At 38.4% G+C, this 24,294-nt stretch carries 18 protein-coding genes and 4 tRNA genes; 15 read left to right on the plus strand and 7 right to left on the minus strand.

The annotated features are described in order from the left end of the window. The 3 genes from MUB18_RS02240 to MUB18_RS02250 all read left to right on the plus strand — a co-directional run bounded on the left by MUB18_RS02240 (position 1) and on the right by MUB18_RS02250 (position 3,736). Positions 1-1,059, plus strand: coding sequence for a TerC/Alx family metal homeostasis membrane protein (locus MUB18_RS02240; protein ID WP_045755760.1), 1,059 nt, complete (start codon positions 1-3; stop codon positions 1,057-1,059). Between the two features lie 130 nt (positions 1,060-1,189). Then, the gene (locus MUB18_RS02245; RefSeq protein WP_045755761.1) at positions 1,190-2,377 is read left to right on the plus strand and encodes an aminopeptidase C; all 1,188 of its coding nucleotides are present in this window, start codon (positions 1,190-1,192) and stop codon (positions 2,375-2,377) included. A gap of 129 nt (positions 2,378-2,506) precedes the next feature. Then, positions 2,507-3,736 (plus strand): thioredoxin family protein, encoded by a 1,230-nt coding sequence (locus MUB18_RS02250; protein ID WP_045755762.1) that lies wholly within the window; start codon positions 2,507-2,509, stop codon positions 3,734-3,736. Between the two features lie 81 nt (positions 3,737-3,817). Here MUB18_RS02250 and MUB18_RS02255 read toward each other — a convergent pair whose 3' ends face one another. Together MUB18_RS02255 and MUB18_RS02260 are read right to left on the minus strand one after the other, a co-directional pair. After that, entirely contained in the window at positions 3,818-4,867 is a 1,050-nt protein-coding gene (locus MUB18_RS02255) for an NAD(P)-dependent alcohol dehydrogenase (RefSeq protein ID WP_248754855.1), read from the minus strand. Positions 4,868-4,947: 80 nt separating this feature from the next. Next, complete coding sequence (locus MUB18_RS02260) at positions 4,948-7,065, minus strand: prolyl oligopeptidase family serine peptidase (protein WP_248754856.1); 2,118 nt, start codon at positions 7,063-7,065, stop codon at positions 4,948-4,950. A 151-nt stretch (positions 7,066-7,216) separates the two neighbouring features. Between MUB18_RS02260 and MUB18_RS02265 the strand changes: the two genes are divergently transcribed. From MUB18_RS02265 to MUB18_RS02305, 9 genes are all read left to right on the plus strand, one after another. Continuing rightward, positions 7,217-9,391, plus strand: a complete 2,175-nt coding sequence (locus tag MUB18_RS02265; RefSeq protein WP_248754857.1) for a M1 family metallopeptidase — start codon at positions 7,217-7,219, stop codon at positions 9,389-9,391. A 203-nt stretch (positions 9,392-9,594) separates the two neighbouring features. Continuing rightward, positions 9,595-10,344: a UDP-2,3-diacylglucosamine diphosphatase gene (locus MUB18_RS02270; protein WP_248754858.1), complete on the plus strand. Its 750-nt coding sequence runs from the start codon at positions 9,595-9,597 to the stop codon at positions 10,342-10,344. Then, the gene (locus MUB18_RS02275; RefSeq protein WP_045755766.1) at positions 10,332-10,910 is read left to right on the plus strand and encodes a Crp/Fnr family transcriptional regulator; all 579 of its coding nucleotides are present in this window, start codon (positions 10,332-10,334) and stop codon (positions 10,908-10,910) included. Before MUB18_RS02270 ends, MUB18_RS02275 begins: the two co-directional genes overlap by 13 nt. A gap of 63 nt (positions 10,911-10,973) precedes the next feature. Further along, positions 10,974-11,303: a DMT family transporter gene (locus MUB18_RS02280; RefSeq protein ID WP_045755767.1), complete on the plus strand. Its 330-nt coding sequence runs from the start codon at positions 10,974-10,976 to the stop codon at positions 11,301-11,303. 92 nt (positions 11,304-11,395) lie between these two features. Further along, entirely contained in the window at positions 11,396-12,469 is a 1,074-nt protein-coding gene (prfA, locus tag MUB18_RS02285) for a peptide chain release factor 1 (RefSeq protein ID WP_045755768.1), read from the plus strand. A 73-nt stretch (positions 12,470-12,542) separates the two neighbouring features. Then, positions 12,543-12,616 (plus strand) — tRNA-Asp (locus MUB18_RS02290). Positions 12,617-12,666: 50 nt separating this feature from the next. Continuing rightward, positions 12,667-12,743 (plus strand) — tRNA-Asp (locus MUB18_RS02295). Between the two features lie 26 nt (positions 12,744-12,769). Then, positions 12,770-12,846 (plus strand) — tRNA-Asp (locus MUB18_RS02300). 15 nt (positions 12,847-12,861) lie between these two features. Beyond that, positions 12,862-12,935: transfer RNA gene (locus MUB18_RS02305), tRNA-Asp, on the plus strand. A gap of 352 nt (positions 12,936-13,287) precedes the next feature. Here MUB18_RS02305 and MUB18_RS02310 read toward each other — a convergent pair. Continuing rightward, a complete protein-coding gene (locus MUB18_RS02310) occupies positions 13,288-17,295 on the minus strand; it encodes a glycoside hydrolase family 2 TIM barrel-domain containing protein (RefSeq protein WP_248754859.1) in 4,008 nt (1,335 codons plus the stop codon). A 372-nt stretch (positions 17,296-17,667) separates the two neighbouring features. On the opposite strand from MUB18_RS02310, the gene MUB18_RS02315 reads away from it, so the two are divergent. Further along, the gene (locus MUB18_RS02315; protein WP_045756072.1) at positions 17,668-18,237 is read left to right on the plus strand and encodes an RNA polymerase sigma factor; all 570 of its coding nucleotides are present in this window, start codon (positions 17,668-17,670) and stop codon (positions 18,235-18,237) included. Positions 18,238-18,262: 25 nt separating this feature from the next. Further along, positions 18,263-19,375: a trypsin-like peptidase domain-containing protein gene (locus tag MUB18_RS02320; RefSeq protein WP_248754860.1), complete on the plus strand. Its 1,113-nt coding sequence runs from the start codon at positions 18,263-18,265 to the stop codon at positions 19,373-19,375. Positions 19,376-19,452: 77 nt separating this feature from the next. Here MUB18_RS02320 and MUB18_RS02325 read toward each other — a convergent pair whose 3' ends face one another. Further along, positions 19,453-20,088 carry a peroxiredoxin gene (locus tag MUB18_RS02325; RefSeq protein WP_248754861.1) on the minus strand — a complete coding sequence of 212 codons (636 nt, stop codon included), beginning with the start codon at positions 20,086-20,088 and terminating at the stop codon, positions 19,453-19,455. A gap of 175 nt (positions 20,089-20,263) precedes the next feature. On the opposite strand from MUB18_RS02325, the gene MUB18_RS02330 reads away from it, so the two are divergent. After that, positions 20,264-21,403, plus strand: a complete 1,140-nt coding sequence (locus tag MUB18_RS02330; protein WP_094771724.1) for an acyl-CoA dehydrogenase — start codon at positions 20,264-20,266, stop codon at positions 21,401-21,403. A gap of 78 nt (positions 21,404-21,481) precedes the next feature. Here the strand turns inward: MUB18_RS02330 and MUB18_RS02335 are convergent, their stop codons facing one another. Genes MUB18_RS02335 through proB form a run of 3 tightly spaced genes read right to left on the minus strand, consistent with a single transcriptional unit; the run spans position 21,482 to position 24,168 of the window. After that, the gene (locus tag MUB18_RS02335; RefSeq protein ID WP_094771723.1) at positions 21,482-21,883 is read right to left on the minus strand and encodes a hypothetical protein; all 402 of its coding nucleotides are present in this window, start codon (positions 21,881-21,883) and stop codon (positions 21,482-21,484) included. A gap of 1 nt (position 21,884) precedes the next feature. Then, a complete protein-coding gene (locus MUB18_RS02340) occupies positions 21,885-23,132 on the minus strand; it encodes a glutamate-5-semialdehyde dehydrogenase (RefSeq protein ID WP_248754862.1) in 1,248 nt (415 codons plus the stop codon). Between the two features lies 1 nt (position 23,133). After that, the gene (gene proB / locus MUB18_RS02345) at positions 23,134-24,168 is read right to left on the minus strand and encodes a glutamate 5-kinase (RefSeq protein WP_248754863.1); all 1,035 of its coding nucleotides are present in this window, start codon (positions 24,166-24,168) and stop codon (positions 23,134-23,136) included. Between the last annotated feature and the right edge of the window lie 126 nt (positions 24,169-24,294).

The following is a 24,294-nucleotide window of genomic DNA, read 5'->3' on the forward strand; positions in this document are numbered from 1 at the left end:
ATGAGTCACGAGATCATGTTTTTTGGAGGATTTTTAATCTTCATTATTTTAATGTTAGCTATCGATTTAGGTGTGTTTTCAAAAGGAGACAAAACTGTATCCCTAAAAAGTGCTGCTATCATGAGTATCATATGGGTACTTTTAGCGTTAGGCTTTTACTGGGTATTACGGCACTATGGCCACGAATTGCACAATATCCATGATCTAGATCACCTACAACAAGTCATCAAAGCCCATCTGCATGATGTTAAAATCATTCCTGGCGATCTAGAGGGGAGCATCGCATTATATAATAATAACCTTGCCTTAGAATTTATCACAGGCTATGTGGTCGAATATGCCCTATCTGTTGATAATATCTTCGTGATGGTACTCTTATTTTCTTCTTTCGGTATTCCAGAGCGTTACTACCATAAAGTATTGGTATGGGGAGTTATTGGAGCTGTGCTCATGCGCTTTATCTTCATTTTCCTTGGAGCTGCCTTGATTACAAAATTTGGATGGATTCTTTATATATTCGGTGGATTTTTATTGATAACGGGTGTTAAAATGTTCTTAAATAGAAATCAAGAAGATGAAGTAGATCCACAAAACCACCCTGTCGTAAAATTTGCCTCTAAATATTTTAAAGTAACACCAAAACTTGACGGAGGACACTTCTTCCATGTTGAAAACGGCGTCAAATACATGACTCCTTTATTCTTGGTTTTACTGGTGATCGAATTTACAGATTTAATCTTCGCGGTAGATTCAATTCCTGCCATCTTCTCCGTGACAAAAGATGCTTATGTCGTGTTTTTCTCTAATATCTTTGCGGTATTAGGTTTACGCTCCATGTTCTTCTTATTGGTCAATATCATCCACAAGTTCCATTACTTAAAGGTGGGATTAGCATTTTTATTAATATTTATCGGTTTAAAAATGTTGCTTCACCACTGGCTGGTACAAATCGGATTTTCAACGTCCCATTCGTTGATTATCATCGTCAGCATTCTAGTGATTAGCGTCGTTGCATCCTTAATGTTTCCGAAGAAACAGGATCTCAAAATAGAAAACTAAAAAACAACGGGGCTTTAAAAGCCCCGTTGTTCGTTCAACACAATTTTATTACAATCATTTTCAACGATTGGCACACTGATAACTGAATTTATTTTTAATTTAGCATTATAAAATCATTAACTTTTTAAAAATGAATTGGAATAAATCACTCGTATTAGCGGCATCCTTATTTGCAGCTTCTTTACAAGTAGTACAGGCTCAGGACAATTTAATTAATGCCCTAAAAACAAATCAAAATGATAACAGTAAAGCTGGATTTACTTTTACTGAGGTCATTAATTTAAAAAATACTTCTGTTAAAAATCAAGGTTCTTCTGGTACATGTTGGTCTTACTCTGGTAACTCATTTTTAGAGTCAGAAATGATCAGAATGGGAAAAGAACCCGTTGAGATTTCACAAATTTTCTCTGCTCGTAATACCTACTTAGGCAAAGCCAAAAATTACGTTCGCTTACACGGTGGATTGTCTTTAGGTGAAGGTGGTCAATTTCATGATGTTTTAAATGCATTCCGCCACTACGGTGCTTTGCCACAAACGGAGTACACAGGTTTACACTATGGATCTGATAAAAATAATTTTGGCGAGATGACCAACATGTTGGATGCGATGTTAGCTACTTTTGTAAAGAGCAAAACATTAACGCCAAACTGGGAAAAAGCATATACTGCTGCAATGGATTCATATTTAGGTGAGGTACCTAAAAGCTTCCAATACAAAGGTAAAAGCTACACCCCTCGTACATTCGCTGATCAAGTGATTGGAATTAAACCTGATGAATATGTGGGTATTGCATCTGTTACTGATCAACCTTACTACAGCAAATTTGTATTATTGATTCCAGATAACTGGTCTTTTGATAGTTTTTACAATGTTCAGATCAATGATTTGACTGATATCATTGACAATGCCTTGAATAATGGATATACAGTAGCTTGGGCAACGGATGTTTCTGAGAAAAGCTTCAGCTGGAAAAATGGAGTAGCATACGTACCTGCAAAACCATTCGAGCAAATGACACCACAGGAACAACAAGAAATGTTTGTTGGTCCTAAACCTGAAGCAAAAATTACAGCAGAAGAAAGACAAAAAGCTTTTGACAACTACCAAACAACAGATGATCATGGTATGCACATCGTTGGATTGGCTAAAGATCAAACAGGTAAAGAATACTACATCGTTAAAAACTCTTGGGGTGTTACAAATGACTATAAAGGTTATTTATATGTAACAAAAGAATTTGTTCGTTACAAAACAACATCACTTTTGGTTCATAAAGACGGTATTCAAAAAGATTTAAAGTCTAAAATGAAGATCTAATCCTACATAAACAAGGATTATAAAAATGGGTTACAGAAATAAATTTCTGTAACCCATTTTTTTTACAATTTTATTACATAACTTTAGTAGAATTACAAATTAATTAATGACACTATCTACGAATTGGTTATGAAAAAGATATTATTATTCCTCCTAATTTTACCTTTCATCGCGATCGGGCAAGAGAAAGGGATAACATTCGAGCGGGGACTGAATTGGAACCAAATTAAAGAAAAGGCAAAGAAAGAGAATAAGTATATTTTCGTTGATATATTTACCACTTGGTGTGGACCTTGCAAGTACATGTCATCGACTGTATTCCCTCAAAAAAAAGTTGGCGATTTTTTCAATACAAAATTCGTCAGCACTAAAATTCAAATGGATAAAACAGATACGGACAACGAAGAGGTCAAAAGCTGGTATGAAGAAGCTGAGCGCTTTGCTAAAGATTATAAAATAGCGGCGTATCCCACTTTTCTGATTTTCAATCCACAGGGAGAACTTGTCCACCGTATGGTCGGTGGCGGAGAAGCTGATGAATTTATTGAACGTACTAAAGACGCTCTACATCCAGAAACTCAATATTATGCCTTATTAAAAGATTTTGAAAATAATCCAACTGATCTATCTTTAGCACATCGCATGATTAAAGCTGCAAATACAGCTTACGATGAAAGCACTGCCATAAAAGCAGAGGATGTGATCATTTCGCAAACAAAATCCCAAGATCTAACTAAAGAGTGTGCATCTTATTTAATCGCTAATACACGTACAACACAATCTAAAGCTTTTGAATTACTCCGAAATAACCCTGAAAAAATAGATTCGCTATTGGGCAAATATGGTGAAGCAAACCGTGTTGTTGCCTCCGTTGCGATCAATGAAGTTTTAGGCACTAAAATCGATTTTAACAACGAGCCTAATTGGGAAGCCTTAAAAAGCGAGATCAATGAAAAATATAGCAACATCAATTTTGAACCTATTTTCAAACTGATGAAAGCGCAGTATTATGTACAGTCCCGCAATTGGACATCGCTAAGAGATATCATCGACAGCTACTTGACATCTGAAGATTTAAGCTCTAATCAATTAAACAGCTTTGCTTGGGAGGTATTTGAAAATAGTAACGATGCAGCATGTCTGGATGCAGCTCTAAAATGGAGTAAAAAAGCTGTTGAGCAAGATGCCAGAAGTGCCTATTTAGATACTTATGCCAATTTATTATATAAAAAAGGCGATAAAACGAATGCGATCAAGTGGCAAGAACAAGCATTATCACTTGCTAATGATGACGAACAAGAGAATTACTCGGATACGCTATCGAAAATGAAGAGTGATCTTCCTACTTGGGAATTATAATAGTAGAGAATGGTCAATAATCATAAAAAAGGGTTGAAAACGATGCGTTTTCAACCCTTTTTTATGACTAGCCGATAAGGGCTAACTATTTTTTAAAGATTTCATATCGATTACGAATCGATATTTCACATCAGACTTGATCATACGTTCGTATGCTGTATTGATATCTTGGATATTAATCACTTCTACATCCGAAACAATTCCGTGTTCACCGCAGAAGTCTAACATCTCTTGTGTCTCTTGAATACCACCGATCAATGATCCCGCTAAGTTTCTACGCTTGCCGATCAATAAACCACCATGTACAGCAGGAAGAGGTTCAACCGCTCCGACAATACACATCGTTTTATCCAATTTCAATAAATTCAAATAAGGATTGACATCATGTCCAACCGGAATGGTATTTAATAAGAAGTCAAAGCTATTGGTATGTGCTTTTAGCTGTTCTGTATCTTTAGAAATCAAAACCTCATCAGCGCCTAGTTTTTTTGCATCTTCTCCTTTTTCAGGTGATGTCGTGATCATCACAACATGAGCTCCTATCGCTTTAGCAAATTTAACGCCCATGTGTCCCAATCCTCCAAGACCAATAACCCCAACTTTATCTCCTTTTTTCACATTCCAATGGCGTAAAGGTGACCATGTTGTTATACCTGCACATAAGAGAGGTGCAGCTGCTTGTACATCAATATTTGTCGGAATACGCAAGACGAAATCTTCTTCCACCACAATGTTCTCCGAATATCCACCATAAGTAATACCACCATATTTGGATTTAGAGCTATTATAGGTACCGATCATACCACTTTCGCAGTACTGCTCCAATCCTTCATCACATGGATGACAATGCTTACAAGACTCGACCATACAGCCAACACCAACAAGATCGCCGACCTTATACTTGGTTACCTTTGGACCAACCTCCAATACACGACCTATGATCTCGTGTCCTGGAACCACTGGGTAATGTGGTTGTCCCCATTCTGCCCTTGCTGTGTGAATATCACTATGGCAAACACCACAATATTCAATATCAATAAAAACATCTTTATCCTGCAGATCGCGACGTTGGATTTGATGTGGTTTTAAATCTTCAGCCTCTGAAAAGGCTGCATATGCTTTTGTACTCATGCTCTTCTATTTTAAGTAAAAATAAAGCTTTTCATAAAAAATCCACTCTTGTTGGGAGTGGATTTACTTTGATATGATATTTATTTTAGTGTTTTGATACCCATATTCCACAGGGTAAATGCATATTTATCGGCAGTTTCATTAATCACCACCTCTGTGGAACGTCCTGCACCATGTCCAGCCTTGGTTTCAATCCGAATCAACACAGGACGGTCACATTTTTGTTTTGCCTGTAGTTCGGAGACAAATTTATAAGAATGAGCAGGTACTACACGGTCATCATGGTCTCCCGTAGTAACCATTGTAGCAGGATAACAAACCCCATCTCTCACATTGTGGACAGGCGAATAACCTTTTAGGTAATCAAACATCTCTTTACTATCCTGAGCAGTCCCGTAATCATATCCCCATCCTGCACCTGCAGTAAAAGTATGGTAACGAAGCATATCCAATACCCCTACTGCCGGTAAGGCTACTTTTGCAATCGTAGGATTGAGTGTTATCGTAGCACCGACAAGCAATCCGCCATTTGATCCGCCAGATAAAGCGGTATAATCTGGTGATGTATAACCATTACTTTGCAGATATTGAGCTGCTGCAATGAAATCATTGAATACATTTAACTTGTTGAACTGGCGGCCACCATCATGCCATTTTTGTCCATATTCACCACCACCACGTAAATTAGCAACAGCATAGACACCACCATTTTGAATCCAGTTGGCTGTAGACACACTAAACGCAGGACTCAAACTGATATTAAACCCGCCGTAACCATAGACGATAGTTGGATTTTTACCATCCAGTTTCAGACCTTTTTTATAAGTGATGATCATCGGTATCTTCGTGCCATCTTTTGACGTATAGAACACTTGTTTCGATTCAAATTCATCTGAATTAAACTTTACTTTTGGCTTAATGTAAACCTCAGATTGTCCATTGTCGACATTAAATTTGAAGCTTGTAGTTGGGGTGATATAGTTAGAAAAACCGTAATAAATCGTTTTCTCTTTTTTCTTGCCTGAAAATCCTCCGGCACTACCAACACCAGGTAATCGAATCTCACGAATCTTTTTACCTGTGTAGTCATATTGTTCAATAACAGAAATAGCATCTTTCAGGTAATTGGCAAATAAATATCCACCTCCGGTCGACACATTCAATACATGCTCAGTCTCCGGAATCACATCAACCCAATTTTTAGATTCAGGTTGACGAATATTCATTTTCACCAATTTATTGTTAGGTGCATTTAAATTTGTCTGTACATAAAAGGTGTCACCATCATTATCGATGATATTGGTACTGCTCGCAAAACCACTTAAAATATTCACAATTTTACTACCTGGCTTAGACAGGTCCTGTACATACAGCTCATTGCCTGTAGTCGTATTGGCAGCAGAAATAATCAAAAATTTCTCGTCGTCCGTGAGATAAGCGTCAATATAACGGCGAGGAACTGCAGTACCTCCAAAAATCATTTTGTCAGTAGACTGTGCCGTTCCCAGTTGATGGAAGTAAACCTTATGCTGATCTGTTTTTTCAGATAATTCTGAGCCTTTCGGTTTATCGTAACTAGAATAATAGAAACCGGTATTTCCTTTCCAAGCGATACCTGAAAATTTAATATCGATCAAAGTCTCCCCGATCTGTTTTTTATCTGCGGTATTCAAGATGATGACTTTTCTCCAATCCGAACCACCTTCCGAGATCGAATAGGCCATCAAGCTTCCATCTTTTGAAAAGCTCACATCTGATAAAGATGTTGACCCATCTTTAGAAAATGTATTCGGATTTAAGAACACTTCTTCTTGTCCACCTTTATTCGATTTTCTATATAAGACAGCATGCTGCTGTAAACCATCATTTTTATAGAAATAGGTATAATCCCCCTCTACAAATGGTGTTCCCACTTTTTCGTAATTCCAGATATCTGTCAATTGTTTTTTCAACTGATCACGATACGGAATCTGAGCTAAATAATCATAGGTCAATTTATTCTGTGCAACAACCCAAGATTTGGTGTCACTCGCTAAATCATCTTCTAACCAACGGTAGGGATCTGGAACTGATTCTCCAAAATACTGATCCACTACTTGACCCTTCTTTGTTTCTGGATATTTCAATTCTTGGGCATTTCCTACATGTGCGGACGACATAGCGATTACTGTTAAAATTAAACTCAGTTTTTTATTCATATTTTTTGAAATGAGGTTATAAACAAATTTAATAAATTAATCAGATGTTTAGCCTGATTAAAAAAGAATTAGATTGTTCAAGATTTTTACAATCTAAATTCGTTTATTGCAAAAAATACCCGATTTTACGGAAGCAAAAACGAAATACCGAATGATACATAAATTATTTTTTACGCTGAGCGTATGGGCTAGCATCCAAGTCACGACAACATATGCACAAAGTCATGCAGCGTTACCCATCCAGCAGTACCGAGTGACAGAAACAAAAATAAATGATCTGATTCACACCAAACTAGATGTAAAGTTTGACTATGCCAAGCGTTACCTCTATGGACAAGAATGGGTAACACTAAAACCGCACTTTTATCCCACAGACTCTCTCCGCTTGGATGCAAAAGGAATGGATATTAAAGAAGTTTCTTTACTACATGATCAGCAAAAAACAGCCTTAAAATATAACTATGATGGTGAGTCGATGCTGATCAATCTGGGAAAAACATTTCAATCCACAGATCAATACACGATCTACATATCATATGTAGCTAAACCGGATGAACTAAAAGCAAAAGGAAGTGCCGCCATTAGTGATGCCAAAGGTCTTTACTTTATCAATCCAGATGGAAAAGATCCAAATAAACCGATCCAGATATGGACACAAGGAGAAACAGAAGCTTCATCCGCATGGTTTCCTACAATAGATAAGCCGGCTCAAAAAACGACATCGGATATTTCGATTACTGTCCAAGATCAATATACCACATTATCCAATGGTGCATTAACAAACCAACAGAAGCATGCGGATGGAACACGAACAGATACGTGGAAAATGACACAAGCTCATGCTCCATACTTGTTTATGATGGCTGTTGGTGATTTTAAAATCACGCACGATCATTACAAATCGATTCCTGTAGACTATTATTTGGAGCCAACGTATGCTCCATATGCTAAAGAAATATTTGGAAAAACACCAGCGATGATGGCCTACTACAGCCAAGTTTTAGGTGTAGAATACCCATGGAATAAATATGCACAAGTAGTCGCTCGGGACTATGTATCTGGAGCGATGGAAAATACAACCGCAACATTGCATGGTGAACCTGTGCAAAAGACTTCCCGCGAACTATTGGATGATAATGAGGAAGGAACCATTGCACATGAACTCTTTCATCAATGGTTTGGTGATCTTGTGACAGCTGAGTCCTGGTCCAATTTAACGATGAATGAATCCTTTGCAACCTTTGGTGAAGTCATCTGGCATGGTCATGATGGCGGACAGGATAAAGAAGATAAATCTCGTTTTGAAAAACTGCAAAGCTATTTAAGATCTACTAAAAATGGTAAAAGTCAAACACTGGCGCGTTTTTATTATCATGATAAAGAAGATATGTTTGATAATGTATCCTATTCCAAGGGTTCTGTAATTTTATATGCATTAAAAAATCAAATGGGTGATGCTGCTTTTTACCAATCGTTACAAAAATATCTGACAGACAATGCACATAAAACCGGTGAAACCCATCAGCTCAGGCTAGCTATGGAGGAAATCACAGGAAAAGATTGGAGCCCCTATTTCAATCAGTGGTATTATCAAGGTGGGCACCCCATCCTTGATATTCAATATACCTATGAACAAGGAATGCAAAAAATAGTAATTAAACAGGTACAAGATAGTACGGTACAAACCTTCAGTTTACCTTTAAATATTGATTTTTATACCACAAATGGTAAAGAGACCAAGGCTATAGTGATTAATCAACGTAGTCAGGAATTTAGCTTTCCCTTTGCTCAGAAACCAAATTTTATAGATTTTGACCCTGCAAAGATCTTAGTAGGAGAAGTTCGGGACAATAAAACACAAACTGATTATAGCTATCAATATAAATATGCACCTAGCTACTCTAACCGCAATCAAGCTGTTAGTTATGCCCTGTACAATAAAAACAAGGAAACGACTCAACTTTTAGTGGCTGCATTAGATGATCAAGAGGAGGAGCTTCGAGCAATTGCTATTCAAGGATTGGATTTATCTGACCCTATCATCAAGAAAATGGTGGAATCAAAAATTATAGCCATGGCTCAGCAAGATGTTAAAACAAAAGTTCGTGCCTCAGCAATATTTGCTTTAGGAAATAGTGGTGATCAAAAAAATCTACCTATAATTGAGAAGGGGTTAAAAGAACAGTCTTATGCCGTCATCAGTGCTTCCTTGTATGCGATTAAAAGATTAGCACCCTCAAAATTAGACCGTTCCATTGCTGCTCTCGATTCTGAAGCAAAAACATATTTAGCTACCTTGATTAAAAAACTTAAAAACAACTCGTAAAAAGAAGAGTTTCAATTCGGTACTTCCACAACAAACGACGTCTGCATAGTCAGGATAGATGGATCGCACCTATAGCCTTATGAGGTATCGAGTAAAAAAACTAAAACGAATGCACGTGTTTTCACAGACCCTGTCACGTCAATTGTAAATAAACAGACAGATCTAAGTTTGAAATCCGAAGTGATTTAGGTAGTTTTGACCACATGTCAACAGCAAAAAATATCTATTTCGCTTCGGATTTTCATTTGGGTTCTTATCCTCAAAGTAAATCCAAAGAAAGAGAACGTCTGATCATATCCTGGCTCGACCATATTAAAGCAGATGCATCAGAACTTTATCTGGTGGGCGATATTTTTGATTTTTGGTTTGAATACAAGACCGTCGTTCCAAAAGGGTATATACGTTTTCTTGGCAAACTGGCCGAATTGGTTGATCTAGGAGTCAAATTGACCATTTTTAAAGGTAATCATGATATGTGGATGTTCGATTATTTTAAGGAAGAGCTACAAGCGACCATCATTGATGACGAACTCCTGATAACACGAGATCATAAATCATTCTATATTCATCATGGCGACGGTCTAGGAGCAGGTGACTATAAGTATAAAATCTTAAAAAAATTTTTCCGCAGCAGCATCTGTCAATGGCTTTTTGCCCGTTTACATCCCAATTTAGGTATTGGTATCGCTTCCCGTTGGTCAAAGCACAGCCGACTCGCTAATCACGAAGATGAACAATTTTTAGGTGAAGATAAGGAATGGTTGATTGGTTACGCGAAGGAACTGGAAGCTAAAGAACATCATGATTTTTATATCTTTGGTCACCGTCATTTATCTTATGACCGCAAACTTTCTGAAGGAAGCCGTATTGTAAATCTGGGCGAATGGATGAATGAGCATACATATGCGATCTGGAATGGTCACGAACTCCTACTTGAAAAATGGACGGATTAAAAAAAAGTTTACGCGATTGTTTATTGAATTATTATCCACTGGAGGAAGAGGATATCCTTGCTATTGAAGCAATTACCACCGAGGTAAATATCCCACGCAATACGATTATCATCGAACAAGACAAACTACAACATGATATCTACATCCTCTCATCTGGATTAGCCCGTGTGTACTATGAAGTACCCAATAGAGAGATAACATTAGATTTTAATGATGCTGGATGCATGCTCATGTCCATCAACACCTACGCAAGGAATGAACCCGGCTATGAGAATATCGCTATAGTGGAAGATGCAACTTTATTCAAAATAAATTCTACAGCGTTATTTAAGTTGTATGAAGAGAATATTCGAATCGCTAATCTGGGAAGAAAAATCGCCGAATATGAATTCATCAAAATCGAACAGAGAGCGATGTCCAAACTTTTCAATACTGCGCAAAGTAGATATATGGATCTCCTATCCAAATACCCGACTTATATCAACCGCATCAAATTAGGTTATATCGCTTCCTATTTAGGGATTTCTCAAGTTACATTAAGTCGTATTCGTGCCAGCATTCGCTAATTTTTTAACATAGGTAAAAAATAATTTCATGAATTGTAGCCATCTTTGCAAAAAAATAAGGTTATGAATTGGATATTATTAGTATTGGGCGGACTATTCGAAATTGGATTTACGACTTGCTTAGGAAAAGCGAAACAAAGTGAAGGCTCTGCCATGTATTTGTGGTACTTTGGATTTGTCGTTTCTTTATTTTTAAGTATGGGTTTATTGATCAAGGCAACTCAAACCTTGCCATTGGGTACCGCTTATGCGGTATGGACAGGAATTGGCGCCGTAGGTACGGTTTTGATCGGTATTTTTTTCTTTAAAGAACCTGCAGATTTCTGGCGCATATTCTTCATTTTCACTCTTATCGCATCTATTGTAGGTTTGAAGGCAGTTTCTTCACATTAAGCAATAGAACTATTATAAAAACGACAAAATTTCTTTACTTTTGTAAGCTTAAAAGCTCATGCGCATGTCGCGGAGTTTGAATAATGTGAATTATGTTAGAAAAATTACAGGCGATAAAAGAAAGATGGGAAGAAGTGGAGGCTGAATTAGGCAATCCAGAGACCATCAAAGATATGAAGCGTTTTGCCAAATTAAATAAAGAATACAAAGATTTAGGCAAAATTGTAGATCAATACCATATTTACCGAAATATGGTGAGCAATATCGAAACCAACAAAGATATCATCAGCAATGAGAAAGATCAAGAGCTTCGCGATATGGCGAAAGAAGAGCTTGATGAATTATTAGGTGCAAAAGAAGAGAAGGAAGACGAAATCCGCATGATGCTTGTTCCTAAGGATCCTGAGGATGATAAGAATGCGATTATCGAGATCCGTGGTGGTACAGGTGGTGATGAAGCCGCATTATTTGCTGGAGATTTGTACCGTATGTATACCCGTTTCTTTGAGACAAAAGGCTGGAGAGTTGAGGTAATGGATGTTACTGAAGGAACTTCAGGCGGTTACAAAGAGGTGATCTTGAAAGTTATTGGGGAAGATACTTACGGACAGTTGAAATATGAGTCTGGTGTACACCGTGTACAACGTGTTCCTGATACAGAAACGCAAGGGCGTGTACACACTTCAGCGGCATCTGTTGCTGTTCTTCCTGAGGCTGAAGAAGTGGATGTTGACATTAACCCAGGTGATGTCGAGATGCATACTTCTCGTTCTGGTGGTGCAGGTGGACAAAACGTAAATAAAGTAGAAACAAAAGTACAATTGACTCATAAGCCTTCGGGTATTGTTGTCGTTTGTCAGGTAGAACGTTCACAATTGGCAAACCGTGAGTTGGCTATGGAAATGCTTCGTACTAAACTTTACGAGATCGAATTGAACAAAAAGAACGGTGATATTGCTGCAAAAAGAAAAACTTTGGTCTCTACAGGTGATCGTTCTGCAAAAATCCGTACTTATAACTACCCTCAAGGAAGATTTACAGAGCATCGTATTGGTATGACAACATATAATTTGCCAGCTATTTTGGACGGTGATATTCAGCCAATTATCGACGCATTACAGTTTGCTGAGAATGCCGAAAAGATGAAAGACGGAGCCGTAGAGTAGTTTTTTTTAAAATAATATTAGCAAATAAAGAAATAAACGCTATATTTGCACACCTTCAAGAGAGAAGGTAAACGGTCTGGTAGTTCAGCTGGTTAGAATACATGCCTGTCACGCATGGGGTCGCGGGTTCGAGTCCCGTCCAGACCGCTAAAAATAGAGAGTAATCTCGAATAGTTCTTTAACAACATTTAAAATTTGGTCCGGTAGTTCAGCTGGTTAGAATACATGCCTGTCACGCATGGGGTCGCGGGTTCGAGTCCCGTCCGGACCGCCAATTTTAAATAAATCTTTACATTTTTCGGTCTGGTAGTTCAGCTGGTTAGAATACATGCCTGTCACGCATGGGGTCGCGGGTTCGAGTCCCGTCCAGACCGCCAAAAAATAGTAAAAACGGTCCGGTAGTTCAGCTGGTTAGAATACATGCCTGTCACGCATGGGGTCGCGGGTTCGAGTCCCGTCCGGACCGCTGGAAAAAAAAGCTTTCAATGCAAATTGAAGGCTTTTTTTGTTTATATCCAGGTTACACATCCGCACAAGCTGATGGCCCCCTACCCGATCTACAGCCAGCACCTCAACTTATGATAACAGCCTGACCTATTTTTTGATTTTCGAATCAATCGTAGTCAGACCTATCACATGTCGCCAGTTCCACTTATGTTTATTCAATAGCTGAATACCAACATGATCCCATATCCAGATAAATTCTTACTATTTCGATCAAAGCAATCACGATCCTTTCGTATCTATACTTGTCTATAAAAGAGAAGCCCTGGTATACGCGATATACCAAGGCTTCTCTACTGTTATAGCTCAAGCTATTATTCTGCGCTCACAGCGAATTCTGCTGCCGCAGCAAAGTCTTGTCCATTTTGAGAACTCAAGGCTGTAAAACGAATAAAACGTCCCTTAACTGGCTTTGCTAAAGTTATCGTCTTCGGTTTTCCATTATTCTCAAAATTTCCTTCCGCTACAGGATCACTCCAATTTTTACCATCGGTGCTCACCTGCAATTTATATCCTTTGATGGCACCATTACCACCACCTTGACGCGGCGTATAGGTAAACGCTTTGATGGTTTTAATGGTATTTGCGTCAAAATCTACCCAATGAGGATATTGGGCAACTGTAACGGAATACATCGAGTGCCATATGGTACTCGGATCTCCATCTAATAAATGAGACGCTTCGCCCTCTCCTGTTTCTTGACTAGAAGCAAAAATCACCTGCATCGGGATACTTTCAATCTTAGGAAATTCAAAAGAAGCTTTCAATTTTTCATATCCCTGAGCCCAAGCAGTTACGATACCGCCCTCACGCAAGTTGACAGGAGCTTTGTATAGCTGTGGTTTTCCTTTACCAATTGTGTAGTATAATGCTGCCGATGCCTGCTCACTTGCAATATGTAAATCACCATTACGACTTCTCGAAACTGAGATGGGCATATCGCCAGCTGGAGCGACTTGAGATTTTTGACTATAATCTTGATTGGAAATAGGGCGAATGATAAATCCAAATGATGTCGATTTGGCTTTGACACGATCTTGCTCTAATGGAGGTCCTTGTCCACAACTATTTCCACCTAAACCAGTAACTGCAGCATCGATATGCAAATGTGTGCCCGAGCTTTTGGGTAATTTATGGGGGTGACTCGCTAACGTTAATTCCATCTCACTCCAAGGTAATGCCGAAGTTGACATATGGTCTTTAGCAATAAAGACCACACCACTTCCTGCTGCATCTGTTAAAGCAGTCCAGCGCACCTCTTCATTATTGCTCATACTTTGTGGATTGGGCCATGGCACAAACTGATCTTTAACAGTGCTCTTGTGCAGTTCAATATTCTGTGCAGTTTTACGATCTGCATAGTTATTGATAGGACCTCTGCCGTAATAGGTGTAGTTGTTATACTGCTCCGGCAACTGCATACTATATCCTAATCGCGCCAATGCAAGTGTTTCATCATTAGAAGTAACATTTGCCGCTAATTCGAGGGAACCATCTTGATAGACCGTCCAAACCTGATTGGTTATGAACTTAAAGTCATGGGCACCAAATGGTCTATCTTTATGCTCTTCTACTGTATATGTACCTGAAGTACCACCCTTGATAGTCGACGCATGAGGAGCTTGCGATTCTACCATAAATGATAGGACGATCGCTCCATCTGCTCTTGTGTAGATCGAATTGGATAACGCTTTATGTTTTAGATCATGTAATCCTTTTTGAAACCACTGTTGATAAGCCCAATTGTCATTGTCCACAGGTGCACGATAGGCGTCTAATTTAGGTCCCTCCCCATCACGGATAACTTGTTTGCCGGCATAAGTCAGACTATATATACTTCCATTTTCAGTATCAAATTTGATAACGAAATCAGTGCCTTTAATAACTTTTAGGTTTTGCTCGTCAGCGATCTTCAATAGCGATTTTGTTTGAACTTGTGCAATAGATGATCTCTGTGCTGCTGTTTTTACCAACAACTGCTCTTCCATTTGTACATATCCTTTAGCAGCCCACAATTGATCTTTTGCTAATAAAAACTGTACTTTAACAAAGTATTCAGACTGTTTGTTGAATTTTTGAATATCAAAAGGTAAGGTAATCACCCTTTTCTCACGTGCAGCGATTGCACCAGCTATGGCTACTGCGACAGGTTTTTGTACTTCTACCCCATTTTCATATAAAGACCAGACGATATCATAATCAGCCAAAGAAGTAAAATAGTTCTTATTAAAGATTTCTATTTTACCCTGTGCTATATCAAGAGCTTGTACACCTACATTCTGATAGACTTTCTTCACTTCATAATATTGCGGCTTAGGTTTCATATCAGCGAAAACCAATCCGTTATTGACAAATGTGCCATCATTTGGCTTATCTCCAAAATCACCACCATAAGCCAGGAATTTTTCCCCAGATTGCTTATCATAATAATACATGGCTTGATCGATCCAATCCCACGTAGCTCCTCCCATAAAGAAATTAGTGGACTCTATAGCTTCCCAATAATCGATCAGATTACCTGATGCATTTCCCATTGAATGGGCATATTCAGAAATGTGGAATGGATATTTCATTTTGAATTGACCCTTTACAGCCTGACGCACCCATTCTATGGAAGGATATTGGTTAGAACCGATATCAACAATGCTATTATTTCGTTCATATTGAACAGGACGCGAAGTATCAAACTTTTTAATCGCATCATATGCCGCTACAAAATTCTTTCCGGGACCAGCCTCATTTCCTAATGACCATAATACAATGGACGGATGATTTACATTAGCGTGGATCATCTCCAGATTGCGCGCGACGTGAGCATTCTTCCATTCTGGGGGATGTGATAGAGAAGCATCACCATAATAGTATTCATGGCTTTCAATATTAGCTTCATCTTCCAAGTATATACCATACTTATCACAGAGATAATACCAATATGGATCATCTGGATAGTGCGAATTACGAACATGATTAATATTCGCTTGTTTCATCAAGATGATTTCTTTTTCCATCTGTTCATGGGTCACGACTTTTCCTTTCTCCGGATTAGACTCATGGCGGTTGACACCTTTAAGTTTTACAGTCTTACCGTTTACATAAAAATAGCGACCAGCTAAACCAAACTCATCATCCGACGCTTTTGTATCTTTGATTTCTACCTTACGGAATCCAACATATGTTGAAGATGTTTCTAGTGTTTTATTTTTACTATCCTTCAATTCGGCCACCAAAGTGTAACGGTATGGACGCTCGGCTGACCATTTGTTTGGATTTGCAATCTGCAAAGTAGCATGGACAAGAGATGAGCTATTGGGATTGACATCGACAACATTACTCGAAACCAGATTGGATTGAACAGCCTTATTGACGTCGCTATACAACTCATTTGCATACAAGCTATAGGTTATTTTCAATCCTTTCGCAATCTTTTTGCCTTTATTCAGAATTTCAGACTTGATCGTCAACGTTCCATCCTGATAATGGGCGTCCAGATCAGGAATAGCAACTAAATCACGGATTTGAACTTTCGGTTTTGATGTCAATGCCACCGTTCTAAATATTCCCGGTAGGCGAAACATATCCTGTGCTTCTATAAAAGAAGCATCTGAATTACGATATACTTCTACAGCAACTACATTTTCTCCTTTTTTATTCAAGTAATCCGTGATATTGAAAGAAGCTACATTGCGTGAGTTTTTTGAAAAGCCCACATATTTACCATTGATCCAGAGGTAGAAAAATGAATCCACACCATCAAAATTGATATAGATATCACGGCCATCCCAATTTGTAGGTACGGTAAATGAGCGTCTGTATGATCCAACTTCATTGCGATATATATAAGTTGTCCAATGCTGTGGAGGGGTGCGCATCACCCCGCCGCGCCAATCATCTACTTTGACCTGATGCTGAAATATGACAGGTTGATTCACATAAATAGGCACACCGTATTTGAGTGTACCATCCTTTTGAATACCGGCAATGTTCCAACTCATCGGAACTCCGACATTATCCCAAGAAGAAACGTCAGTGTTAGGATCAGAAAAATTTTTAGGTCTTTCTTCTGGAGTCTTTACCCAATTAAATTTCCAAGTACCGTTAAGGGATTGCCAATACGAGCTATTTTCGGGTAATACCTGACGTGCACTATGCGCATCTTGGAAGGAGAAAAAATAAGCATGTGGCTGCTCTTTATTGAGCGCTAGATCTTGTGGTGATTCCCATTCTTTTCCTGTGGGAACAGTTTCGGCCCCGTAACGAAAGCCCGCGACGGGATCTCCGATTTGCGCGTTCGATTGGAAGGTCGATGCCAATAAAACTGCCATGAGACAGCTTATCCGCATAGATAATGATTTGATCATATTGAATTATTAAATAGAGGTTGTATACAAAAATATAAGCAATATAATGAAATACAAGTCGCGACAATTAATCATTCGATTGCGTAATATTTCCATATATAAATGAAACTGTTTCAGTTACTTCAAAAAAAAGCTAGAATATACGGATCAAAGTAAAAGAGCTTGCTATCCAATGTAATCTTCACGCATACCAAAACGCTCTTTTTTTCGTTTAAAAAATTTACGCTTATCAAAAAAAAAGAGTAGGTTTGGCCTGAAGTAGAATAGTTTTTTCTACGAAACATCATAAATATTAAACTCGTTGGGTTACTATTAGTTATATTAAGGTATTAATAGGTGAGTAAGATCAGTAAATCAAATAAGCTCGAGAATGATGAGCAAATCATAGCCGGTATTCAATCGGGTAGTCGTATTGCACTTGATGCAATATATGACTTGTACTACCCGTCTATTGCCCATATGATTGCTCAAAATAACGGAAGCGAAGATGAGGCAAAAGATATCTTTCAAGAGGCCGTTATCGTGCTTTATGATAAGATTTCAAAAGGTAATTTTGAATTAAGCAGTAAGCTTAAAACTTATCTTTATTCGATTTGCAGAAGACTTTGGCTTAAGCAGTTAAATCGTGCAGGCTTTGGTTCAGTAGATATCCGGGGTTACGAAGATTCACTACCGGATAACGATGATATCGAGCAACATCAGGAGCTTGATAAAAAGTTTGATCAAATGGAACATGCGATGTCCCTTTTAGGAGAACCTTGCAAAACCATCCTTCATGATTTTTATATTCAAAACCACTCGATGCAGGATATCTGCGAGAAGTTTGGATATACCAATACAGATAATGCCAAAACTCAAAAGTATAAATGCCTGCAAAGATTGAAAAAACTATTTTTCACGCAATAACGAAATAGCATAACAAACAATGAGTATGATGAGTCAACAAGAATTTTTTGAATTAGCAGATCGCTATCTCAGAGATGAAATGGTAAAAGAAGAACGTTCTTCTTTTGAATCTTTCTGTGCAGAAAATCCTTCTTTCTCGGCGCAATTAACGCAGCACCGTGAATTTGTTAATAATTTGAAAGCAACTCAAGCTCGTGTAGATTTTAAACAGCAACTAGCACAAGTTGCTAAAGGATATCACAAATCCCACCATCAAGCTCAGGTGATCCCGATGAAACAAACAAAAATTGTTTCTTTATGGGCCAAATTGAAAGCAAGTTCACTCGTGGCAGCAGCTGTGGCTGTGGTAGCCGTATTTTCTACTTTATGGATTTCAGGTTACTATAAAAACATTGATAAAGCCAACACAGATTATAGTGCATTAAAACGCGATATGAACAATGTGAAGAAAGATGTCAATGAACATAATGCTGCACTTAAAAATATCAACAATAAATCTACAAAAGCAAATGAAGCCTCAGCTAGCCAATTTGGAGCCACAGGTTTTATGGTTTCCAATAACGGTTATGTGGTGACAAATTACCACGTAGTAAGCGGTGCCGATTCTATTTATTTGCAAAATAATAAGGGAGAATCGTATAAAGCACAAGTGATCCATTCAGATGCAGCCAATGATTTAGCGATCCTATTGATAGAAGATGCTAGCTTTAAAAAAGGCAAGGCACTCCCTTATACGTTTAAAACCGGAGCATCTGATTTAGGTGAAGATATTTACACTATCGGTTTCCCTCGTGATGAAGCCGTATATGGCCAAGGATATTTGAGTTCTGCAACAGGATATGCAGGAGATACCATCGCGTATCAAATCTCAATTCCGGTGAATCCAGGAAATAGTGGCGGTCCAGTGATGGATACAAAAGGTAATGTTATCGGAATTATCTCTGGTAAACAGAGAGGTATCGACGGAGCTGCTTTTGCGATCAAAACAAAATCAATCTTAAAAGCATTGGATGAAATTCCGGCAGACTCCCTACAGGGTCAGGTAAAATTGAATAAGAAAAACATGCTTTCTGGACTTTCACGAACAGAACAGATCAAGCGAATACAAGATTATATATACATGGTAAAGGTGTATTAATTTACAATCAGGAATATAAAACAAAAGGGATCAATATAAATATTGATCCCTTTTTTTATGACAATTTCTGATAAGCCCTATAAGTTTGGTTGCGGTGTCGTTCTCAGATACGGTTTGATTTCTTTAAAACCCTTTGGAAATTTTGCAGGAATGTCTTCCGTTTTTATTGCTGGAACCACAATCACATCCTCACCATGTTTCCAATCAGCTGGTGTCGCCACTGAATAATCTGCTGTTAACTGTAGGGAATCGATCACACGTAAGATCTCATCAAAATTACGTCCCGTAGATGCAGGATAAGTTAATGTCAATTTGATCTTTTTATCTGGGCCAATTATAAATACAGAACGTACCGTTACCGTAGCAGATGCATTGGGATGAATCATATCATACAATTCAGATACATGTCGATCTTCGTCGGCAATGATAGGAAAATTAACCGTTGTATCCTGTGTTTCGTTAATATCTTCAATCCAAGCAAAGTGATCCTTTAGAGGATCAACACTTAGAGCAATGGCTTTCACACCTCTTTTATCAAACTCTGATTTTAATTTTGCGGTACGCCCAAGTTCAGTGGTACATACAGGTGTATAGTCTGAAGGGTGAGAAAAAAACACAACCCAACTATCTTGAATATACTCATGGAAATCAATATCTCCTATGGTTGTTTGCGCTTTAAAATTTGGCGCTTCATCTCCTAATCTTAAACTCATATCTATTTTTTTTAAGTTATACACTATATACTCTACAAATATAGTAGATTTTTATTCATAACAAAGTCAAAGCTTATTTTTTTACAATTGTTAACAAAAATTTATAATATTTTATTATGCAAGCATAATAAAAAATAAGTATATTTACTTACAAACCATTACCAATGTACGCATTATGAATTTTGAATTAAGCGAAGAATATAAAATGATTCAGGAAGCTGCACGAGATTTTGCGCAGCACGATTTAAAACCTGGTGTAATCGAAAGGGATGAAAAAGCAGTATTTCCTTATGAGCAGGTCAAGAAAATGGGCGAATTAGGTTTCATGGGCATGATGGTATCCACCCAGTACGGGGGTGCCGGCTTAGATACGCTAGCTTACACCCTCGTGCTGGAAGAAATTGCCAAAATAGATGCTTCTGCTGCTGTAATTATGTCTGTTAATAATTCACTGGTGTGTTATGGACTGGAAGCTTACGGCACTGAGGAGCAAAAAGAAAAATACTTAAAACCACTGGCCAGCGGCCAAAAATTGGGCGCATTTGCCCTATCTGAGCCCGAAGCAGGATCCGATGCAACCTCCCAACATACAACAGCAATAGATCAAGGAGATCACTATCTATTAAATGGAACTAAAAATTGGATTACCAATGGCGGAAATGCCGATATCTATCTCATCATAGCACAGACCCATCCAGAAAAAGCACATCGCGGTATCAATGTCTTGATTGTAGAAAAAGGTATGCCTGGTTTTACCATTGGACCAAAAGAAAATAAATTAGGAATCCGTAGTTCGGACACACATTCGCTTTTATTTACAGATGTCAAAGTCCCCAAAGAAAATCGGATCGGAGAAGATGGATTCGGATTCAAATTTGCGATGAAAACTTTAGATGGTGGCAGGATTGGTATCGCAGCACAAGCACTGGGTATAGCGGCTGGTGCGTATGATCTCGCTCTCGCATATGCCCAAGAACGTAAAACTTTTGGTAAACCGATTTCTGATCATCAGGCGATCCAATTTAAACTCGCGGATATGGAGGTTGAAATAGAGGCAGCACGGCTACTCACTTATAAAGCAGCTTGGACCAAAGATCAGGAATTGCCTTACAGTAAAGAGGCTGCGATGGCCAAGCTTCATGCCTCAGAAGTAGCGATGAAAACAAGTATTGAAGCGGTACAAATCCATGGAGGTTACGGATACGTAAAGGAATACCATGTGGAACGCATGATGCGCGACGCAAAAATAACCCAAATCTACGAAGGAACTTCTGAAATACAGCGATTGGTCATCGCGAGAGAAATCTTAAAATAAATAAAACAAAAGGGAACAAAATTGTTCCCTTTTGTTTTACTGAGACTGGATAGAAAAGATCAGCCAATGTATGGCACTTTATTGAGAAAGTTTACTGTCTATTGTTGCCAAGTACCCATAATCCTCAAAAGCAAAACTCGATGTCTCTTTCATCACATAATTTAATAACAGCTTAGCTTTCGAAAGCAATTCATGCTGCTGTTCTTTAGCTGGACTTCTCAAGCCATCATGCATCAAGACCAATGCTAAAGGTCTGATCTGCTCCACATCCAATTCCTCTTTTGCATATTGCAACATTTCTATCCCACTTATTTTAAGAAAATTATCGCGGTTATTTTTAAAAAACTCACCATAGGCTTTATCAAATACGAGGGAAGATGGTTCATCAAACACATGCTGCTCATCGACAAGTAATCTCAAAAACTTACCCATTTCATTTGTCCAATTCAACAATGAATTACTTTCAAATCTTATTCCCATATTATCTTATTTGTCCATTACCTGTTACATACCACTTTTCAGTCACTAATTTCTCCAAAGCAAAAGGTCCTCTCGCGTGAAGCTTTTGTGTAGAAATACCAATTTCTGCTCCTAAACCAAATTCTCCACCATCTGTAAATCTGGTAGAAGCATTTGCATATACAGCAGCGGCATCGACAGCATTCATAAATCGTTCCAATTTTTCAGCATCATTAGAAACGATACATTCTGAATGTCTGGAAGAATAAGTCGCAATATGCTCCAAGGCAGCATCAAGCCCATCTAATACTTTTATGGAACATTTTAAATCCAAAAATTCACGTCCAAAATCAGCAGCATCCGCTTTTTGCAAATAAGGATAGCGCAGTTGTTTCAAAATGTCATAACTCTTTTCGTCTGCAAAAATCTCCACCTGTTCTTCGAGAAAAGGGACAATAATATGCTGAAGAAATAAATCCGCAATTGGCGCATCCAATAATACCGTATCCAGGGCATTACATACTGATGGTCTTGATATTTTTGCATTAGCAACAATAGCAACTGCTTTATCAATGGTAGCAGATTGCTCCACATACGTATGGCACACCCCTGCTCCTGTCTCGATAACGGGAACTTTAGCATGAGCGCGAACAAAATCAATCAACGATTGTGAACCGCGAGGTATAATGATATCGACATACTTCGTTGCCGTAAGCAATTCCTGCACAAACTTGCGATCTGTTGGAAGCAGTTGGACAATGTTTGGATTTAGCTGATTTTTAAGCAATACCTGCTGAATGATTTCAATCAATACAGTATTGGTATGAAAAGCATCGGTCCCTCCCCTTAACAAACAGACATTGCCCGATCGTAGACAAAGCGCCGCAACATCGATCGTGACATTGGGCCTTGATTCATAAATAACCGCAACAACTCCTAAAGGAACAGCCTTTTTTTCCAACAACAATCCATTTTCCAATACCTGCTTGCTTAATAGCTGACCGGATGGATCAGGAAGCTGAGCGACATCGAGCACACTTTTAGCTAATGCCTTTATCCGATCCTCATTTAAAATCAAACGGTCCCTTTTGGGATCATCGATATCTACTAATTGCACATCCTTTTCATTTTCTGTAAGAATAGCACCAACATTACTCAACAGAGCATCTGCTAGATCCTGTAAGATCATTTCCTTTTTACCCGAATCCAATTGATTGATATCCCGGGTAGCAGCCCGTGCTGCTTCTAATTGTCTTGTGATATTTTCCATACTATAACAATACGATATCATCGGCATGCGCCAATACAATATCTGTCCGCTTCTCTTTATCTATTAAATCTCCAGCATCCCATTTTGATTTGGCAACGGCAACAATATTTTCTGCCTCATCAAAAACCTGAAAAACCTCTCCTGCTTCAAATTGCTGTACCACGTCCCTGACACCGACCAGCAGCAGACTTTTCCGTTGTAACAGCGCTTCCACTGCACCCTGATCGATGATGACTTTTCCTTTAATTAAACTACCGCTGGCCAGCCACTTATTGCGCGAAGAGACTTTCTTTGGTTGAGCCAAACAGATAGTACCCGTTTCACCTTTTATGGCTTTCAGCAGTGCATTTTCCGTTTGCATACTAAAGATAACGGCCCGAATTCCCATCTGATTGGCCAAACGGGCAAAATTTAATTTAGAAGTCATACCCCCCAGACCTACTGAAGATTTATCTGTACGCGCTAATGAAAGCGCGGCCTTATCAATCACTTTCAATTCTGGGATAACGTTGCCCTCTGCGTCCAAAACTCCAAGTACTGAAGTACTAAATAAGATTTGTTCAGCACCAAATCCAACCGCAATTAAGGTGGCAAGCTCATCATTATCAGAAAACTTCAATTCTTTATTACTCACCACATCATTCTCATTAGCTACTGGAATAATGTTATTTTTCCATAACGTCTCATACGTGCTTTTCAATTGCACAAATTGGTTCCTATTGGCAAAATGCTGACGCTCACATAAACTTTGGGCCAATGCAATTTTAAAAGGTTTAAAATAAGTGCTATATAGTTGTAGTAATAGCGGATTTCCAATCGCTGCAGCCGCTTTACGCTCTGACAGTGTTCCCGCATAACGGGTTAAAAACTTTTTACCGGCTGCAACAGCACCTGATGAGACCAGAACGATGTTATAATAGGGCTGTAGTTGAGCTACTTGTCTTGCAATTTCTAATAGGGTTCGTTCATCTACTTCGCCATCCGAAGTAGTAATGGAAGCCGAGCCAAACTTGATGACAATTATTGGCTTTTTCATGTATCTATTTTGTTTAGTTGATTAGGTATTAACTTATTCTTATAAAAATAATGAAGCCTTTTGACAAAAGAAAGGTTTATAAAAAAAATCGACCAAATAAGTATATTTTATATGGTACAATTTATG

The organism is Sphingobacterium sp. PCS056 (assembly GCF_023273895.1).
GTDB lineage: Bacteria > Bacteroidota > Bacteroidia > Sphingobacteriales > Sphingobacteriaceae > Sphingobacterium.

Bases quoted from the DNA above. Each gene is read 5' to 3' on its own strand.
- MUB18_RS02250 (WP_045755762.1), top strand. From the start codon at position 2,507: ATGAAAAAGATATTATTATTCCTCCTAATTTTACCTTTCATCGCGATC.
- MUB18_RS02265 (WP_248754857.1), top strand. From the start codon at position 7,217: ATGATACATAAATTATTTTTTACGCTGAGCGTATGGGCTAGCATCCAA.
- MUB18_RS02280 (WP_045755767.1), top strand. From the start codon at position 10,974: ATGAATTGGATATTATTAGTATTGGGCGGACTATTCGAAATTGGATTT.
- MUB18_RS02275 (WP_045755766.1), top strand. From the start codon at position 10,332: ATGGACGGATTAAAAAAAAGTTTACGCGATTGTTTATTGAATTATTAT.
- MUB18_RS02330 (WP_094771724.1), top strand. From the start codon at position 20,264: ATGAATTTTGAATTAAGCGAAGAATATAAAATGATTCAGGAAGCTGCA.
- MUB18_RS02255 (WP_248754855.1), bottom strand. From the start codon at position 4,867: ATGAGTACAAAAGCATATGCAGCCTTTTCAGAGGCTGAAGATTTAAAA.
- proB (WP_248754863.1), bottom strand. From the start codon at position 24,168: ATGAAAAAGCCAATAATTGTCATCAAGTTTGGCTCGGCTTCCATTACT.
- MUB18_RS02310 (WP_248754859.1), bottom strand. From the start codon at position 17,295: ATGGCAGTTTTATTGGCATCGACCTTCCAATCGAACGCGCAAATCGGA.
- prfA (WP_045755768.1), top strand. From the start codon at position 11,396: ATGTTAGAAAAATTACAGGCGATAAAAGAAAGATGGGAAGAAGTGGAG.
- MUB18_RS02325 (WP_248754861.1), bottom strand. From the start codon at position 20,088: ATGAGTTTAAGATTAGGAGATGAAGCGCCAAATTTTAAAGCGCAAACA.
- MUB18_RS02240 (WP_045755760.1), top strand. From the start codon at position 1: ATGAGTCACGAGATCATGTTTTTTGGAGGATTTTTAATCTTCATTATT.
- MUB18_RS02270 (WP_248754858.1), top strand. From the start codon at position 9,595: ATGTCAACAGCAAAAAATATCTATTTCGCTTCGGATTTTCATTTGGGT.
- MUB18_RS02320 (WP_248754860.1), top strand. From the start codon at position 18,263: ATGATGAGTCAACAAGAATTTTTTGAATTAGCAGATCGCTATCTCAGA.
- MUB18_RS02335 (WP_094771723.1), bottom strand. From the start codon at position 21,883: ATGGGAATAAGATTTGAAAGTAATTCATTGTTGAATTGGACAAATGAA.
- MUB18_RS02260 (WP_248754856.1), bottom strand. From the start codon at position 7,065: ATGAATAAAAAACTGAGTTTAATTTTAACAGTAATCGCTATGTCGTCC.
- MUB18_RS02340 (WP_248754862.1), bottom strand. From the start codon at position 23,132: ATGGAAAATATCACAAGACAATTAGAAGCAGCACGGGCTGCTACCCGG.
- MUB18_RS02245 (WP_045755761.1), top strand. From the start codon at position 1,190: ATGAATTGGAATAAATCACTCGTATTAGCGGCATCCTTATTTGCAGCT.